A 17,026-nucleotide genomic window follows, 5' to 3' on the forward strand; every position below is an offset into this window, starting at 1 on the left:
GCTTTCCTCGCGGCGGCCACATCGTTATCGTGGGCGTGGTCCGCAATCCACGACTGCACGCCGGCCTCGGCGTCATGAAAAGGAGAGACATGCTCACAGGCTTTCGGGACTTCATCCTGCGCGGCAACGTTGTCGATCTCGCCGTCGGTGTCGTCATCGGCTCCGCGTTCACCGCGATCGTCACCGCGTTTTCGGACTCGATCATTAACCCCCTGCTCAACGTCTTCGGCGGCGCCGAAGTCGGGGGCTTGAAGCTGACGATCCTGCCTGGCCGCGACGACACCGCCCTCGACTTCGGGATGCTGCTGACGGCGATCATCAACTTCCTGCTCATCGCCGCCGTCGTCTACTTCCTCATCGTCACCCCGATGAATAAGCTGGATCAGCTGCAAAAACGCCACCGCGGCGTCGAGGAGACGGCCCCGGCCCCGACCGATACGGAGCTGCTCACCGAGATCCGTGACCTCCTCGCGGCCCAGGCTCCGCAGGGTCAGAGCCCGCAGGGCACCAGCGGCGCCACGGACACCGACACCCCCGGCGCGCCTCGGTAGGGCGCCTCACGCCCTAGTCGCCCCCGTAATGCGGGGGCTTTTCCTGTGTGTAGAACTCTTCGTCGAGCTGCTCTGCGCCCGGCTCGTCTCCCTCCTCGGGGCGCGCCGTCGGCGTGTCCGCGTCCCGGTCGTAGTCCACGTCCGCTCGGCGCGTCGCCCTCCTGCGGGGGCGCCTCACTGGAGGCTGTACCGGTTGAGCTCCCCGACCAAGTGCGTGACCAGCGGAGCGCAGGTGGAAATCCCGTCGCGGATCGCCTGGCGCGAGGGGGCGAGGTTGACCACGACGGTGGAGCCTGACACGCCGCAGATCCCGCGCGAGGTGCACGCGTCCACGGCACCGCACGCCTGGCCCGACGAACGAATGGCCTGTCCCACGCCGGGCACGAGCTTGTCGATGACGCTGCGCGTCGCCTCCGGCGTCTTGTCCCGGGGGCCTACTCCGGTTCCGCCGAGGGTGAGCACGAGGTCGGCGCCCCCGACGACGCCCGTCTCGATGGCCTTGCGGATATCGGACTTCTTCGATTTCACTCGCACGACCCCGTCAACGGTGAAGCCGAACTCGCCGAGGAGCTCGCACACGAGGCGGTCCGTGTCGTCACCCTCGACCTCGAAGCGGTGGTCGGAGACCAGCACGACGAGCGCGCGGGGCAGGATGGGATCCTCCTCCAGCTCCGCCGCGAGAAGGACCGCCTCGTCCGGGTCACTCAACTCGTACTTGTCCAGCGCTTCCAACGCGTCCGTCATGGTGTTCTCCTTTGGTGTGCACGGGGGCGTGCGGGGCAAGCGACATATGTCTGTTCCGCTATGAACTTACTCCGAACTCAGCGTTACCTCTACCGTTTCAGTCGCCTCGCTTCCGGGGCGGCGAACCTCCAGCTCAACGGTCTCACCGAAGTCGCGGGAGCGCGTTGCAGCGATGAGTGCGTCGGCGGTATCGATGGGGCGCTCCCCCAGCCGCGTGATCACGTCGCCCGCCTCGAGGCCGGCCTCGTCCGCGGGGCTTCCCGGTTCGACGCCCGCCACGAACGCGCCGCCCCCGGTGTTGCGGATGTCCACCTGCACGCCGAGCATCGGCTGCGTGGCCTCCCCCGTCTCGATGAGCTGCTGCGCGACGCGCTTGGCAAAGTTCGAGGGGATTGCGAAGCCGAGGCCGATCGAGCCGGACTCGCCGCCCATGCCCGTCGACAGCGACGCGATGACGGAGTTCATTCCCACGAGGTTGCCGTTCATGTCTACCAGCGGGCCGCCGGAGTTGCCGGGGTTGATCGCGGCGTCGGTCTGGATGCCGTCCATCAGCGAGCTTTCGGTAAAGCCCTGCGCCGCGCGCACCGGCCGGTTGAGGGCGGAGACGATGCCGCTGGTCACGGTGGCCGACAGGCCGAGCGGGGAGCCGACGGCCACGACGTCCTGGCCGACCTTCAGGTCGTCGGAGTCGCCGAAGTTGATAACGGGAAGATTGGCGGCGTCGTCAATCTTGACCACGCCGATGTCGGTGTCCACGTCGGAGGCGACGAAGGTGGCGCTGTGGCGGGAGCCGTCGTTAAGCGTGGCGACGATCTCGGCGGCCCCGTCCTCGGCGGCCGAGATGACGTGGTGGTTGGTCAGCACGTAGCCGTCGGAGGAGATGATGGAACCGGAGCCCTCGGCCACGCCTGCTCGCCCGGCGACCTCGAGAGAGACGACGGCCGGCAAAACCGCGGCCGCGACCTCTTCGACCGAGCCCTCGGGGGCCTGCGTCTCGTTTGGCACGCTGTCGGCTTGAAGGGCGTTGTAGGCCTCGGCCTGCGAATTGTTCGTGGCAAAGACGCCGCCCGCGTACCCGGCGCCCGCGCCGACCAGCAACGCGGTCACGAGCGCGATGGCGACTACGCCGCCGGTTCCGGGCCCCGTGCGGCGGTTCTTTTCGGCGGGCGCAGAGGCGGGGGGCTGGTTCACGACCGGCTGCTCGGAGGTGATGTCGGTGTCAGCGGGCCGACGCTCCGGCTCGTATGGCTGCGGCGGCATGTCATTATTCATGAGTCGCTATTATTCCCGCCGCATCTGGTTGGCGTCTACCGGTCCCAACAGGGCGTCCGTAACGTTTCCTGTGCCTTCACTGTGCGGCGCGCACCCCGGCAGGCCGCCAGCCGGGCAGCACCACGCGCATACGCGCGCCCCCGTCTGCGGACTCCCCCGCTTCGATCGAGCCGCCGTGCCGCTCCACCACGTGCTTCACAATGGCGAGGCCGAGTCCCGACCCCGGCATCGCCCGACCTTCCGGAGAACGGTAAAAACGCTCGAAGACGACCTCGCGCTCGTCCTCCGGGATCCCCGGGCCCGAGTCATCCACCGTGAGCACGGCCTTTGTACGCCCCGCTTCGAGGCGCACGCGCACTGTGCTGCCCTCCGGGGACCACTTCGCTGCGTTATCGAGGAGGTTGACGGGCATGCGCGCCAGCTCTTGCCGGTCTCCTTGGGTCATCCACGGGTCAAGGTGGGCGTCGAAGGACACGTCGAGGCGGCGCCTGCGCACCCGCTCGAGCGCTCGCTGGACGACCTCGTCGATGCGCACGGGCTGCGCTTGCCGTGGCGCTTCATCCTCGCGGGCGAGGTCGATGAGGTCGCCAATGAGCGACGACATCTCCTCCAGCTGCGCTATGACGTCGCGCTCCAAGGCGTCCTTTTCCTGCGGCGGCAGGTGCTCCATTTGACCGGTCCGGCTGGCCATCATGAGCAGCTCGATGTTGGTACGCATCGAGGTCAGCGGCGTCTTCAGCTCGTGGCCGGCGTCGACGACGAGCCGCGCCTGGCGCCGCCGCGACTCCGCCAACGACTCCATCATTCCGTTAAAAGCCGAGTTCAGGCGCGCCAGTTCGTCGTCGCCTTCGACCCGAATCTCGGCCAAGTCTTCCGTCTTGCGCACGTGCTCGACCGCGCTTTCGAGGCGCCGGATCGGCCGCATACTCGCGCGGCCGACAAGTTCGCCGACCGCCCGGCTGAGCACCAGCGCGAGGCCGACGACGATGGCGAAAATGATGCCAAGATCGCGCAGGAGGCGCTTGTCGGGGTCGGGACTTTGCGCGAGGGCGATGGCCCTGCCACGGGAGCCGCGCTTGACCACCACACGCTCGCCTCCCACCTCGCGCACGGACGTTTCCACCCCGTACTCGTCCGGCTCGAAGTCTCCGCCGACGGGCACCGGGTCGCCGATATACGCGTCGGAGCCCGGGAAAATGTAGGAGGCCCGCACGTCCGGGTTGAAACGCTTAAAGGACGACAGGTTGCGCGCCATCTGCTCAGCGTCAGTAGTACTTTCCATGTCCGCCAGCAGAACGTTGGCTTTCGTCTCCAGCTCTCTATCCGTGCTCACGTTGATCGAGTGCTGCGCGATACCGTAGCTGGAAATGGTGGCGCCGCCGACGACGAGGACCGCGACCAAGAGCGTCATCAAGGCACGCAGTGCGGGGTCGGCGTTCGGCGCGAGGCCCCGGAAAAATGCAGGGCCCGATTGTGTCACGGGGCGGACTCCCGAAGGACGTACCCGACGCCGCGCACGGTGTGGATCAGCCGATCCTCCCCTCCCGCTTCCGTCTTGCGGCGCAGGTAGCCGATGTAGACCTCGAGCGCGTTACCCGAGGTGGGGAAATCGTAGCCCCAGACCTCCTCGAGGATGTCCTGGCGGGACAGCACCTGGCGGGGGTTTTCCAGGAAGTACTGCAGCAAGGAGAACTCAGTGCGCGTCAGCGAGATGGGCCGTTCCCCGCGGCGCACCTCGCGCGTGTCGGTGTGCAGCTCCAAGTCCTCGAACTGCAGGTTCTTGCTCGCGCGCCGGCCGCCAGAGACGGCATCAAGGTTGGCGCGGCGCAGCAGCGAGCGCATGCGGGCGAGAAGCTCCTCGAGGGCGAACGGTTTGGCAAGGTAGTCGTCGGCGCCCGCGTCAAGCCCCGCGACCCTGTCGGCGACTCCGTCGCGGGCCGTCAGCATAAGAATCGGCTTTTCGTAGCCCGTGGAGCGCAGGTTACGGCACACGCTCAGCCCGTCGAGCTTGGGCATCATCACGTCGAGAATGGTGAGATCGGGCTGCTCATGACGGATCGTCGCGAGCGCCTGCTCCCCGTCCTCCGCGAGCACGACGTCGTACCCATTAAAAATGAGTGAGCGGCGGAGGGACTCCCGCACCGCCTGCTCATCATCCACCACTAGAATTTTCATGTGTCCATTATGACGTATGCGTCTCGCATTCGGTCATTTGGGGCATAATTATCTGCGCATATAAAAACCGGGCAGCCCGACGGCTGCCCGGTTGCTGCGCAGGGCGCGAGAGTTTTAGAACTGCTCGACGTCGATAAGCCCTGCCTTGGCCGCCTTCACCAGACGGCGCGGGATGCGCACCTCCTGGCCGTCAATCTTGACGGTCTGCAGCTCAGGGTTGTTGGCCTTCCACTGCGAGCGGCGGGAGTGCGTGTTCGCACGGGACTTGCGGAACTTGGGGGTTGCCATGTCGTGTTCTCCTCCTTCGGCCTGATCGTGTTAGTTCGCGGACTTCTTCTTGCGGCGCGCCATGCCACCGAAGCGCTTGTTGAACTTCTCAACACGCCCAGCGGTGTCCATGAGACGCTGCGCACCGGTCCAGAACGGGTGGGACTCGGAGGTCACGTCGACGACGACGAGCGGGTACTCGTTGCCGTCCTCCCACGTATCCGTGCGCTCGGAGGTCATGGTGGAACGGGTCAGGAACTTGTGGCCGGTGTTACCGTCCTGAATGATCACCGGGTGGTAATCCGGGTGGATCTCATTCTTCATAGCGGATTCGTCTCCCTCAGGATTGAACTTCGGGTCGGTTCCGGCCGCTAGCCGGATCGTGCCCGAGTTGGGTGCGAAAATGGTCCTTCACCCGACTTTCGCCGGGCAACCTGCAACATCTTACAGCTCAGAGCCCTATACACCTAATTTCGCGCGACCGCTTTTCGACGCCACAGCAGCGCCGCCCCGAGCACAGCCTGGGCGGCCCCGCGGACGACCCACGCCCGGGCACGGAACGCGATGGGATAGGCCGCCGTGAGCAGCGCGATGGTGAGGTGCATGCCACCGTGGGTGCCCGCCGCCCACCAGAAGGACCCGAAGGTGTACACCTCCCCGGCAGCCAAAAGAGACATGCCGAAGGGAACGGCGAGGAAGGCTAGGTGGTCAAGCGCCGTGCGCTGGCCGCCCGAGGACCACAGGTGAGCGAGGGTGAACGCCGCCGTGGTCCACGCGACCGTCAGGAAGGGCCACGGGCGGGTGACGCCGAAAAGCCAGCCCCGGTAGACCAGTTCCTCGGGTATTGCCTGCAGCAGGTACGACCGTACGAGGACCCAGATCAGCAGGATTGCCACGGGGCCTGCGCTTGCCGCTTCCCCGACCCCCTGGGGCAGTGATTCCGCCGGCCCGCCGACTGCGCCGAGGAGCAGCCACGCCGCCGCGACAGGAACGGCCGCGATGGCGGTTCCTCCTGCGATCCCCCGGGGGTTTCGGAAAACTCATTGACCACTACTAACGCGGCCTCGTTTTAGCTTTAGTTCCACGGCCTTCGGTGTTTAGTTCCAAATCGATCCTAGCCGGCACCCGAAAGTAGTCCCCACGCAGCGGAAACCGTTTTGGACATCGGTATGAAAGATCCACGCATATGGATAGCCATGCGTTCCCTTTGCTGTATTCTCGACGGGTCGCATGCAACCCTCGTGCAAGGCAAGAAAGCTCACGCGTGAATAACTCCGCGCCAGTGTCGCTGCGGGAGCGTTGAGACAACCCCCCGACGTGAGTGTCCGTCCGCCACTCGGCGCGCCAGCAAACCCTGCTTCGGCTGCACGGAAATTCCATTACCCAAAGCATGAAACCCGGCGTGACCCCACTGACTAATCCGGCTTATCGCGCATAATCTGTTGGTATGTTCACCTCGCTGCACCGCGCGCTCGGTCTTCCTGCTGGCCCTATCACCGACGAGATGATCACCCAGGCTGTGGAAAATAACGTCCCGGAGTCAGAAGACCTGGACTTCAAACAGTCGCTGCCATTGAAAGAGTCGTTGGTGCAGTCGGACGTTAAGAAGGACTTGGCGGCTATGGCTAACTACGGCGGTGGCGTGATCATCTACGGAGTCACCGACTCGGACAGTCGTGCCGGAACACGCCTCGACACCGGTGCTGTAGATGACAACTACATCCAGGCCTATCAGCGCGTCGCGTATAACCACATCACGCCACCGCTGCACAATGTCGAAATCGTGCCCCTCGTCTCGGGCGACGGCACGCATGCCGTAGCGGTTATCGTCCCGGCAAGCCAGCAGGTTCCGCACATGCTGATTGGTAAAGACAAGAAATTCAACGTTCCGATCCGCCACGGGGCTGACACCGACTGGCTTTCCGAATCAGAAATCGCCCGCCTTTACCAGCAGCGCTTCAGCGCCGCTAAGCAGCGTCGCGAGCTGCTCACTGAGCTCTACGAGCGCACAAAGCAGCTCGCATCTCACTCGGGGTTTTGGGCGGTCGGCGTAGCGAGACCCGTGACGAGAACCGTGACAGCGCCCATGGAAAGCCAAGACGTGAGCCAGTTCGCAAAACGGTTGGTGAACCAGAAGGAGAATCTCTGGGACTACAGCAGGTCGGAAACACCCTTTGGTGCGTACTGCGCAAACGTGTATCCGCGCCGTGGGTTCCGTAGTTGGCGCTATCTGCTTCCCTCGAAAGAAGGCGGTCACCCGGAGTCGTACCTCGCTTTCCATGACGACGGGGCAGTCTCGGCGCTGGTGAACCTTCCCGCCCAGGAAGAGGGAAACTCGATACACGCATTCTTCGTCGAGGCATTCATTGCGGATCTCATGCTCGCCGCCCGTGGGATGAGCAGAAAGCATGGTAGTCCGGAACACGACCTCCGGGTTGGAATCGAGTGGGAGGGCAGTGAGCCGCTGCGTTTGCACCGGTCGCACGAACTAGGAGCGTTCGATCCGCTTCCCGTCACGAAATTCGTTCCGGTGGAGGCGACGGTGGACCTTTCGAGCGATGGCACGTTTTTCGACAACGCCGAGGCAATTGCAGAGGACTGCCTCAACCAGGCGGGTATTCGTGGTTCGAAGATAATTCCGAGGGGGCGAAACACCGGTGCGCTCAGCGACTGAGCGGCCGATTATGTCAATTCAGACCGTGCGCCACACGCTGGTAACGACGAACGCAAGAACCTGCGCGGTGACCGGCTCGGAGCCGTTTTGGCAGCACTGGTTGGCCGGTCTCGCGTGGCAGAGGTATTTGACTTGGCAGCAGGTGCAGCAGGATTGGCCGGATATGGACAGCGGGTCACTACAACAGTTAGTCAAATAGAGGGTCTTGTCCGTGATTGATCACGTTGTGGACTTTCGTGATGGAGTAGGCCGACTTCGCTTCGCCGTTGGGCTGTACGGTTCGAATTTCGCGTCGCCGCACAAGCAGCCTCGTCTGGGCATTGACAAGGATTCCCTCCTTCTTCACTTGCGCCAGAAAGTCCTCGTCAAGCACTTTCGCGTTGAATTTCTGATCACCGGACTTAAACGTCCACATGCGACGGGAGTCTCCGAGTTGGACTGTCTCAACGAGCACCTCCAAGTCGAGTGTTTCGTCTTTTTCACGGGTGTCTGAGGTGACCGAAAAGTAGCCACGATCATTCTCGTCGACCTGTTCGACAACTACACCAGACGGATCTTGGATCTGCATGAGGTCGTACTCGAGGTCTTCTAACGGCTTGGTGGCATGGCTGGTCGCGGTGAGGAATTGAGCGTTTCCGGAAATGTTGTAGATAACCGTCGGCACCTGTGTCTCATCACCGTCGGCAGTCTTAATTGTCGTTGTGTCGCCGTCGCGTTTGGTCTTATGCTCGCGGCCACCGATCCACTTCACTAACCCGACCGCGCCACCGAGAATCGCTACAAATCCACTGGCATTGACGAAGGCCGTCGCGTCCGGGGTGTTGAATAGCCCCACAAATTGCCCGTAAAGGTGCTCCAAAGGGGGAAGTACGGCCTCGAGGTCGATCACAAAAGACCCGGCTTCGAGGGCATTGACCTTGACCTGAAGTGTGTGCGTATCTTCCGGGTGCATCACCCTGTAGGCGACACGCCCCATCTCGCTGAGCCCCATGAGGGCCTCCGCAAGGTGAGCGGCATCCATCTCGTGGTATTCAGGGTTTGTACCCTGATACTTGATCCGGAAACTCGCGTCTGACATGCGTGAGAGCTTAGACGAATAAGCCCGGCCGCGCCGCGTTTAACCCTCCAAAGTGAGGAGAGAAAGACGGCCTCAGGATTCGATAAAATTCACCGCATGTCGTCTCTCCGAACCGACCCTCGAAGAGCTCCTCGCAGCGTAACCTGTTCTGTGAGAAGAACTCCGCGACAAGCCAAGCAGTGGGCGGACGCTTCCGTCGACCCGTTTCAGAGCACCTCGGGGTTACTCATGGTGGTCCATGCGGAAAAACACTACCAGTAGGAGATGTATCACCGACGCGAGGCGAGTGCCAGTCGGTGTTCGGCCAGCTCAACAAGGGTGTGTCGCGTAGAAGCAAACTGAGGAACTCATGCGGAGTCGTCTTGGCGACTCGACTGTCAATCTCATGCGTGGCTGGGAACGTAATCTGCTCATCGTGGCCGCATAATGTAGTGCGTGATTTCGACCGATGTCGCGGAATGCTATTGACCTGCGAGAACATCCGATCTTAGCCCGAAATAGGGCCTACTCGCGCGCTATGCGAAAACAAATTCGTATCGGCATCAAACCTTGGTTTTACCACTGGCACTCTTGACTTCCAGCGGGCGAGGATGTCATGCGAGCGGCTTCTGCATTGCAACAATATCAATTCTTTCGAGCGCCCAGTCGCCTCTGCCACACTGGCACGAAACCCGCCCCGGCACTCGGCTTGCTTTCCGAGACGGTTCGATACGCTTATTCCAGCAACAGAGAGGACCCCATGTCACGACTCACGCCCTCGCCTTATCGACGCTAGTTTCGCCTTAAACTCAGCCGATCCAGCATCAATCATACGATGCTGCATTTGCTTGTTGCGGTCGTTTTGGAGGGCTATCCGGCTTCGTTTGTCCTCCCTGTACGCAGAGAAAGAACCATGATGTAGGAGTGAGCTCGGGTAACACTTTGTGTTGCGGTCAAGGTCATTCGTCCAAATCACGCTGTTCGACACGATGTTTTGCTGGCCGGTGAAAAGCGTGTTGGCTAGGTCAACGGACCACTCAAACTGCACCTCATTCGCAAAATGGTACTTTCCGAGCCGCGACAGCAACGCACAGGTCCAATCCGCAAGTTGGATTGTCCCGTAGAGATAGCTATCTGCTTGTATAGGGACTTCAATGATCTGCCGCGTTTCGGGGTGCCCAGAGTAGATTGTACGGCCAGCGGTTGACACTGCACGCTCTCGGTTATCAGTCTCAGTGGCGTCCATGATGACGAGCATTTCTTCCTGCTGGTCATTTGCGAGTCTTCCAAGCCTCTTAAGCGATTGGATCAGACAATGTTCCTCACGCTCCTGTGACTTTTCCCTGGTGACACTGACGGGACCTATTGGCTTTTCTTGCCCAAAGAAGAACACTTTGCCGTTCAGCTGAAAAAGCCGCCGATAAATCCTTCCAAGCGCAGGGGCTATCTCAGACCCAAACTTGTCCATATTCTTGGTTGTGAGGAGGGCGGAACCCTTCTTTTCCCACCTACGGGGGTGACACCCAGATTGCTCAATCTCCCAAGCGAGCAATTTTTCCTTGATGTGCTCGAAGTAGCCGCCTAACTCACGAACCTTGTCAGACTCGATAACGTAGCCGCCATAGCCAAAAAGAGGATGCGTGTTGTACTTCTTGTGGTCTTTGTCCACGTAGGGACCCTGGTGACCAAACTCGTCAAGATAGGCAATTAACATGATCGTTTTAATGGGCGCGGCGGCAACCGAGGAGGTTGCCGCCGGAATTAGCGCGGTACGTGTGTCTCAACGCCGCCACTGAGATGTAGTGTACCGGATTTACTCCCAATAACAAGCCGTTCGCCATTGGCAACTTCAAGTCTTCCGCGTTCCGCCTTTAAAGTCGAAGCGTCTCACGCCCCGGGATTCGACTTCCGCTTCAAGTCCTCCCACGACTCGGAGGAACGAATGTCTGACTCGTAGGCAATGACGTAGCCCCACTTCTGGCCGACGAAGTCCTCCTCGCCGAGCAGTTCCCGGACGAGCACCCGGGCCGCGGCTCGTTTCGCTTGTACCGTTTCGTCGTCTCGGCCCTTGTCGGCCTTGCCTTCGATAATCCACATCGTGCCGTCGGAGTCCTGGGCGACGAAGTCGGGGTAGTAAGTGTCTCGGGTGGTGTACATGATCGACGCGCCGTCGGCTGAGTAGAGGCGCTTCCACCACACAATGTCCGAGGTGTAGTTCAGCAAAAGGGCGAGCAAGTATTCTCCGCCCCACGAGTCGAAACTCGCAGCGGGAAACAGTCCGCGGTTCCAGCCGTCGTAGAACTCGCGGGGCTTGAACTTCGCCTGCTGGTCTTTGGAGAGTTGCTGGAGCACTTCTTTGCCAAACGGCAAGGTTACGACCTGGTCAATTGGCAGTTTGACCGGAACGATAGTCGTTTCGGTTTGCAGGCTGCTGGCGTGTTCCTTAGCCTTTTCATTGACTAAAGCGACGAGCTCGTCTACCGCGGACTGCTTTGCCTTCTCCGTCCATTGGTCGATACCGGCGGTCGCCATGAATGTCGGAAGGACGTATTGGGCTAGTGTGATCGCGTTCTTTTTGTCCTGGGTGACAACCCCGAGACCGAATACGCGTCGGGTGAGTTCGCCGACGACGGCGTCTTCTGCCACGGGAGCCGATTCGACTTCCGCGTCGGTGGTGCGTTTCGTGTCGAGCTTGGACTTTCGCACCACGATTTCTTCACGGGTGAGCGCTTCCTTGGAGTCTGCGACACGGCGCGCCGCCCGGATAATGTCCTCCTCGTCAATGTGGGTGAGAAGGAACGGCGTGGTTGATTTCGCCATGACCGTGGATGGAAATAGGAAGGTCTTTCCGGCGAACTCCGCGTTAACCCTGATTTCCGTCGCCGGGATGTAGCCGGCCCGCTGCATGGTCTCGTTATCACCGACTCGTCGGAACGAGACACCTCCGGTGTGGCCACCAGTGACCTGGGCAGTTTCGCCGGCCTTGGTGCCGATGTCGCTCGGGCCTTCCGTCGCTTCGCCTGCCGAAGTGTCAGGCCACGCGATCGAGCCAGAGCCCGAACTCGTTTCAGCCCCGGATGAAAGACCGTTCGGGTTTGGCTGCACCTGCCCTTCGCCCTGACGGAAGCTTTCTTCGACGTCCATGCCCGAGATAGCGCCCTGAGCGGCGTCTCCGAGACCAAAGGACCGAAGCACGTCCTCGTCCTTGAGGAGGGACTTGAACGACTTGTGGCTCAAGATGTCCAACTGGTCGAGTTCGGCAATACCGGTGCGTGCTCCAAAGGGCAGGCGCAGACCACGGCCCATGGTCTGCTGGGTGAGAATGTCCGATGACATGGCGCGCAGCGCACACATCACCGCGACTCGCTTGGTGTCCCAGCCTTCTTTGAGACGGTCAACTGAAACAATGGCGCGCACCGTGGAGGCTGGGCTGTCGAGTTCATCGAGGCGGCGCAAGGTGACCGCGTCGTTGTGCTTGTTGTCGAACTGGAGCACCGCTTCTGGGTCACCGAAATAGCCTGGCCCCTGGAGGATCTTGGTGACGTCTCCTGCGTGCGCGACGCTTTCGCACACGACAAACAAAAGCGGCTTTGTCCGCTTTTTCTCGCCTGCTTCTCCAGGGAAATTCGCCTGGCCGTACGCCTCGTAGGCCGCCTCTTTGTTTCGCAACAGTGAGACCGCGTCAAGCAGCTGTCGTTCCTCGGGGGAGTCCTTCGGGTAGCCGTTCTCGCGGTAGACCAGCATTGGCGACTTCACGTAGCCATCCTCGATGGCGCTGTACAGCGGGTAGTGAAAGATGACGTGGTCCGTATCGGATGCCGAAGCGGTCAGCCCAATCGTGGCGGCGGGGCGGAGATCTTTCAGCGCCTGGTTAAACGCCTTGGCTGACGTGCCGAACAAGTGAGACTCGTCAGCGATCACCACCAGGTCATCGAGGTTGACCAGGTAATCGTAGAGTGATCCGGACTCCTCCTGGTGGTCGCGAATTTTGCGGCGCATGCCGTCATCGGATTCTGCGCTTGCATTTGCGCGTTTCGGCTCGATAAGTTGCGACACGTTAAAGACGTAGACCATCGGGCCGTCTGCGGCATTGCGGAAAAGCTCAGACTGGCCGGCACGCCACGCGCCGTAGTTGCCAGGCGAAACCACCTGAGGAGCAGAGGAGAAGCCGTCGACGTAGCGACGCGAGCCCTGGGTGAAGTTTTGGACGGTCTTGTTCTCCAGCACCGTCGAGGGCGGGACGACCACCATGACGTTCTTCACCCCGAAGCGCGAGAGGTACTCAATCAACGCGGCCATGAGGTACGTCTTGCCCGCGCCGGTGGCCATGTGCATGACCATGGGCTCTAGCGGCTCAAAGTCGTCAGTGAGGTGGTAGATGAGCTTGCGCAGCGCGCGCTTGTTTGGGTCCCGCAGTTGGAACTCGGTCGCAATGCTCCCGATAAGTCCTTGGTCAAGTGCAATTGGAAGTGTCATGTCTACTTGCCCTCCTGCGTAGCCGAGTAGGTGAAGATGTCGTTCGGAATGTGGACAATCTGGCATGGTCTGTCCGTTGTCCTTGCGAACTGCCTGACTCCCGGTTCGAGCTCCGTTGCGGCGAACGTGACGCCTTCGCCCTCATTGAGGTGGGCGAGAAGCTCTTCGGCCTTGTCTTTATCGAGTCGGCCTTCGACCACTTTGAGGAACATTGAGCCTCGCTTGCCGTCGAAATGGCGGTTGTCCGGGGTGAGCGAGAAATTCAGGTTCGCAGCCACGGAGTTCACGAGCGTCGCACCGGTTGCCGCTTCGGTAAGCGTGACGAGACACAATTCGGGGACATAGTCGAAACACTGTGGAGCCAGGTGAGCGACAGCAAAACCCCCACCGCCACGCCAGTTGACCACGCCTTTCTGGTTCTTGGTCTTCGTTGCAGCTTTGAGTGCCTTGACTACCGCTTCGGTTTTCAATTCGGGGTTCGCTGCGAGGACCTTGTTGAGAGCACTGTTGAACTTCTGTGCGTCTTCCGGCGAGAGCCCCTCGGGCAGACCTTCCTCGGTCGCGTCGATACGCTCAGGCCTTTGAATGCTGATTCCGCCCTGGTCTCCGTCATTGACAACCTTCTCGAGGCGCGGGCGGGTGAAGCGGTTGAACGTGTCTTCTATGAGTTCGCAGGTGACCCAGCGACGTCCCATCTTCTGGGCGACGGCAGCGGTGGTTCCCGAACCGGCAAACACGTCGAGGACGACGTCTCCGGGGTTCGTGGCGATGTGGATGACGCGCTCTAGGAGGCGCTCGGGTTTGGGGGTGGCGAAGGCTGCGTTTTCCGGGAAAAGGCTGTTCATCTCAGCCTTGGAGGTTCGGTTGTGCCCAACGTCCTCATGCAGCCAGAGTGTCTGCGGAGCCCGGGTCTGTGAAATCTCGTCTAGGTATCGCTTCAACTTGAGGCCTCCTCTACCACCGTCGGTGAAGTAAAGACGAGGGAGCGGGGACGAGCCGTAGAGGCTTTCGCCCTCAGATATTTTGAGAAGTGGTCCGTCTACGACAAGGTCGGGAACATCCGACCGAAGTTGGTCAATGGGTATTCCTGTTGCCCGGCTCCGCTCGTCCAAGTCAGGACTCCATTCATCTCGATACTGGGTTGTCTCATTAAGCCATTCATGGAAGTCAGCACGATTCTTCCCCCACTGGCGGTTCTTCGCCGGGTAGATCATCTCGCCCGTAACCGGGTTCTGCACGCCGTATACTGCGGAAACTTGGCGACCACTCTTATCGACCGAGTGTGGCGCTGCTGGGTTATCAGAGATCCACACGCGGCTGTCTCCGTCCGGGCTTGTGTACAAAGCGTCACGGGACGCGAGACGGGGGAGCTTGTTGGACTGCCACCCCGAGGTCTTCGAATACACGATGATGACATCTTGGTCCACCGAAAACCCGGAAGCGTCATTTCTCGGCGAATAAGCTTTCTGCCACACAACCTCCGCCACAAAGTTCCCGCTGCCAAACATCTCGTCCATGAGCACCCGCATTCGGTGGTTTTCCACATCATCGAGGTGGACCCAGATCGACCCGTCATCGCTAAGAAGTTTGCGCAGGTGAACCAGACGGTCACGCATCATGGTGAGCCAGACGGAGTGCTCGAGGTTGTCCTCGTAATTGGCGAAGGTCTGCGCAGTATTGAACGGCGGGTCAATGTAGATGCACTTCACCTTGCCGAGGTACTTTTCGCGTAGTTCGGGCACGCGGGTAAGAGCTTCCAGTACGTCTCCCGACTCGCCGAGAATGAGCAAGTTGTCATCCGTAGGTACCAAGTCAGCGCGTTCCGAGTACTGAGTGCCATCCTCTTTTGGTGACTGAGCGCCGGTCACGACCTCGTTAACGACGAGAGTGCGCGTTTCGCAGTACCGCGGGTCTTTCGGATCAACCCACTCGTATGCGTAGCGTCCCTCTTCACTGGGAATGAGCGCCTTGTCCTTGTTGAACCAGGTCATTTCAAGTAGTTGCTTCGCTCCGGCCACCGTTTCGCTGCCTCGTTTCGTCTATCGGGGCTGTCAAATAATTCGCACTTTATGGTAGCCGGGGCAGCGACAGACACCGAAGAAAATGCGCCCCGAAGCGAACATGTTTTTGAGAGACCGGGTAAGGTAGGCGCGTCAGCGCTCGTAACGGTGTACCGGATTATTCCGTTTTGCCGATTCAAGACGACGTGTCGTCTCACTACGGTGTGCTGAATTACCCCCACTATTTTCTGCTGGTGTTTGCGTCTTCCCGCGACACGGGGGAGATATGCAAAACGAACTACGTATCTCGTCGGGTGGACTTCACCCCCAGCCTAAAAAACCGCGCCGAAACAGCCTACAACAACTTGACAAAACACATTTTACACCGCGAACAATCCCCTCAGCATCTTCGTGCTATGGTGCGCGATCGTTGCCTTGCTCCTCAGCGTGGGCGCGCGGGGCGCCTACCTCTACGCTGGTGTCATCGTCGCGTCCTGTCTCGGCCTCCAGCTCAGCGCAGGCCAGGGCGCGGTGAGGGTGGTCTCCGAAACAGTGGCCGGGGCGCTGGCCGCCGTCGCTGGCCCCACCCTAGCGGGAGCGGTCCGTCAGCAGCGGGACGAGGAGCAAGCCCTGAGGGACACCAATCGTCGGCTCCACGCCGCTTTAACCGACTCGCGCGAGCCCGCCCTCACACAAGAGCGCGCACGCGTCGCCGCCACGCTTCACGACGGCCTGGGCCACCGCCTCACCACAATCGGGATGAGCCTCGACTACGCGACGCGCATGGTCGGCACAAGCCCCGAAAATGCGGTTTCCGAGCTGAGGCGCGCCCGGGCGGATGTCTCCGCCGCGCTGGAGGAGATGAGGGCGACCGTGCGGGCGATGAAGCCGGTCACGCTCGTAGCGCGCGACATCCTGGCGACACTGCGCCAGCTCGCCGATTCGTTCCGCTCCACCGCACTCAACGTCGAGTTCGAATCGAGCGGCCCTCATACCGGGTTTTTCTCCGAAGAGCAGGCCGTTCTCATGCTCCGCTTCACGCAGGAGGCCCTCACGAACGTGGTTCGCCATTCTCGCGCTGACTGGGTACTCATCCGTGTCAGCGGCGACGGCGTGGTGGGGGCGGACAACGGCACGGGCAACGTGGCCGCCGAGGACTTCGGCTTGACTTCCCTCCGGGAGCGAGCCGCGTCCCTGGGCGCGACCATCAGTGTGGAACCCCACGGAGGCCTCGACGGTGGGTTCCGCATCGCCCTCCACCTCGGGGAGGCGCGATGAGCACAAAAGCGATCGTCGTCGACGACCACGAGATGCTCCCGCGGGGGTTGCGCCTGATCCTCGGAAGCGTCAACGACGGTGCGGTGGAGGTCGTGGCCACCACCACCGACGGCTCTCGCGCCCTCGACCTAGCGCAGGAGCACGGTGCTGACGTCGTGGTGACAGACGCTGCGATGCCCGGCACGGACGGGGTGGGCGTCGTCACGGCGTGCAGCCCTTCCCTCCCCGTCCTGGTGCTCACGACGTTTGACGACGCCGCACTGGTCAAGGAACTCATCGGGGCGGGTGCCTCCGGTTACATTCTGAAGGATGTCTCACCGGAGGAGTTGACCTCTGCGATCACGGCTGTCGCGGAGGGCGGGTCGCCGAACTCGTGGCCCGGGGCTGAACAACAGAGAGACCGCGGACGCGCTGTTCCTCGCGGAGGGAACCGTGAAGAACCACGTCTCCTCGCTGCTGCGCAAGCTTCACGCGAGGGACCGCACCGTCCTTGCGTTGCACGTCTCCAAGGTCCTGGACCTATAGAGTTTCC

Annotated in this window: 16 protein-coding genes and 1 pseudogene; 5 read left to right on the forward strand and 12 right to left on the reverse strand. The window is 61.4% G+C overall.

Annotated elements, in window-relative coordinates:
- Positions 1-89 precede the first annotated feature (89 nt).
- Positions 90-551 (forward strand): large-conductance mechanosensitive channel protein MscL, encoded by a 462-nt coding sequence (mscL, locus tag BLT81_RS06820; protein WP_019194211.1) that lies wholly within the window; start codon positions 90-92, stop codon positions 549-551.
- A 13-nt stretch (positions 552-564) separates the two neighbouring features.
- On the opposite strand, the gene BLT81_RS12950 is transcribed toward mscL, so the two are convergent.
- From BLT81_RS12950 to BLT81_RS06855, 8 genes are all read right to left on the reverse strand, one after another.
- Positions 565-729, reverse strand: coding sequence for a hypothetical protein (locus tag BLT81_RS12950; RefSeq protein ID WP_172812380.1), 165 nt, complete (start codon positions 727-729; stop codon positions 565-567).
- Positions 726-1,295, reverse strand: coding sequence for a MogA/MoaB family molybdenum cofactor biosynthesis protein (locus BLT81_RS06825; RefSeq protein ID WP_019194213.1), 570 nt, complete (start codon positions 1,293-1,295; stop codon positions 726-728). Before BLT81_RS06825 ends, BLT81_RS12950 begins: the two co-directional genes overlap by 4 nt.
- Before the next feature lie 66 nt (positions 1,296-1,361).
- Positions 1,362-2,567, reverse strand: coding sequence for a S1C family serine protease (locus BLT81_RS06830; protein ID WP_231286606.1), 1,206 nt, complete (start codon positions 2,565-2,567; stop codon positions 1,362-1,364).
- A gap of 76 nt (positions 2,568-2,643) precedes the next feature.
- Positions 2,644-3,978 (reverse strand): sensor histidine kinase, encoded by a 1,335-nt coding sequence (locus tag BLT81_RS06835; protein WP_019194215.1) that lies wholly within the window; start codon positions 3,976-3,978, stop codon positions 2,644-2,646.
- Positions 3,979-4,043: 65 nt separating this feature from the next.
- A complete protein-coding gene (locus tag BLT81_RS06840; protein WP_040421301.1) occupies positions 4,044-4,742 on the reverse strand; it encodes a response regulator transcription factor in 699 nt (232 codons plus the stop codon).
- Between the two features lie 114 nt (positions 4,743-4,856).
- Positions 4,857-5,030, reverse strand: coding sequence for a 50S ribosomal protein L32 (rpmF, locus tag BLT81_RS06845; protein ID WP_019194217.1), 174 nt, complete (start codon positions 5,028-5,030; stop codon positions 4,857-4,859).
- Positions 5,031-5,060: 30 nt separating this feature from the next.
- Entirely contained in the window at positions 5,061-5,333 is a 273-nt protein-coding gene (locus tag BLT81_RS06850) for a type B 50S ribosomal protein L31 (RefSeq protein ID WP_019194218.1), read from the reverse strand.
- A 143-nt stretch (positions 5,334-5,476) separates the two neighbouring features.
- Complete coding sequence (locus BLT81_RS06855) at positions 5,477-5,905, reverse strand: CPBP family intramembrane glutamic endopeptidase (RefSeq protein WP_019194219.1); 429 nt, start codon at positions 5,903-5,905, stop codon at positions 5,477-5,479.
- 551 nt (positions 5,906-6,456) lie between these two features.
- Here BLT81_RS06855 and BLT81_RS06860 point away from each other — a divergent pair.
- Complete coding sequence (locus tag BLT81_RS06860) at positions 6,457-7,683, forward strand: AlbA family DNA-binding domain-containing protein (protein ID WP_019194220.1); 1,227 nt, start codon at positions 6,457-6,459, stop codon at positions 7,681-7,683.
- A 187-nt stretch (positions 7,684-7,870) separates the two neighbouring features.
- Here BLT81_RS06860 and BLT81_RS06865 read toward each other — a convergent pair whose 3' ends face one another.
- The 4 genes from BLT81_RS06865 to BLT81_RS06880 form a co-directional block, all read right to left on the reverse strand.
- The gene (locus BLT81_RS06865) at positions 7,871-8,761 is read right to left on the reverse strand and encodes an LAPAL motif-containing putative phage structural protein (protein WP_019194221.1); all 891 of its coding nucleotides are present in this window, start codon (positions 8,759-8,761) and stop codon (positions 7,871-7,873) included.
- 742 nt (positions 8,762-9,503) lie between these two features.
- Positions 9,504-10,409 (reverse strand): DUF3800 domain-containing protein, encoded by a 906-nt coding sequence (locus BLT81_RS06870; protein ID WP_231908931.1) that lies wholly within the window; start codon positions 10,407-10,409, stop codon positions 9,504-9,506.
- Positions 10,410-10,627: 218 nt separating this feature from the next.
- Positions 10,628-13,216, reverse strand: coding sequence for a DEAD/DEAH box helicase (locus BLT81_RS06875; RefSeq protein ID WP_019194223.1), 2,589 nt, complete (start codon positions 13,214-13,216; stop codon positions 10,628-10,630).
- A 2-nt stretch (positions 13,217-13,218) separates the two neighbouring features.
- Positions 13,219-15,207, reverse strand: coding sequence for a site-specific DNA-methyltransferase (locus BLT81_RS06880; protein WP_040421302.1), 1,989 nt, complete (start codon positions 15,205-15,207; stop codon positions 13,219-13,221).
- Positions 15,208-15,651: 444 nt separating this feature from the next.
- Here BLT81_RS06880 and BLT81_RS06885 point away from each other — a divergent pair, with 444 nt between their 5' ends.
- The 3 genes and pseudogenes from BLT81_RS06885 to BLT81_RS13275 all read left to right on the forward strand — a co-directional run bounded on the left by BLT81_RS06885 (position 15,652) and on the right by BLT81_RS13275 (position 17,019).
- A complete protein-coding gene (locus tag BLT81_RS06885; protein WP_019194225.1) occupies positions 15,652-16,494 on the forward strand; it encodes a sensor histidine kinase in 843 nt (280 codons plus the stop codon).
- A 32-nt stretch (positions 16,495-16,526) separates the two neighbouring features.
- A pseudogene (locus BLT81_RS13270) lies at positions 16,527-16,775 on the forward strand (response regulator); the annotation flags it as partial.
- A gap of 151 nt (positions 16,776-16,926) precedes the next feature.
- Entirely contained in the window at positions 16,927-17,019 is a 93-nt protein-coding gene (locus BLT81_RS13275) for a hypothetical protein (RefSeq protein ID WP_331712304.1), read from the forward strand.
- Positions 17,020-17,026 lie beyond the last annotated feature (7 nt).

The sequence above is a fragment of the Corynebacterium timonense genome (assembly GCF_900105305.1).
Classification (GTDB): Bacteria; Actinomycetota; Actinomycetes; order Mycobacteriales; family Mycobacteriaceae; genus Corynebacterium; species Corynebacterium timonense.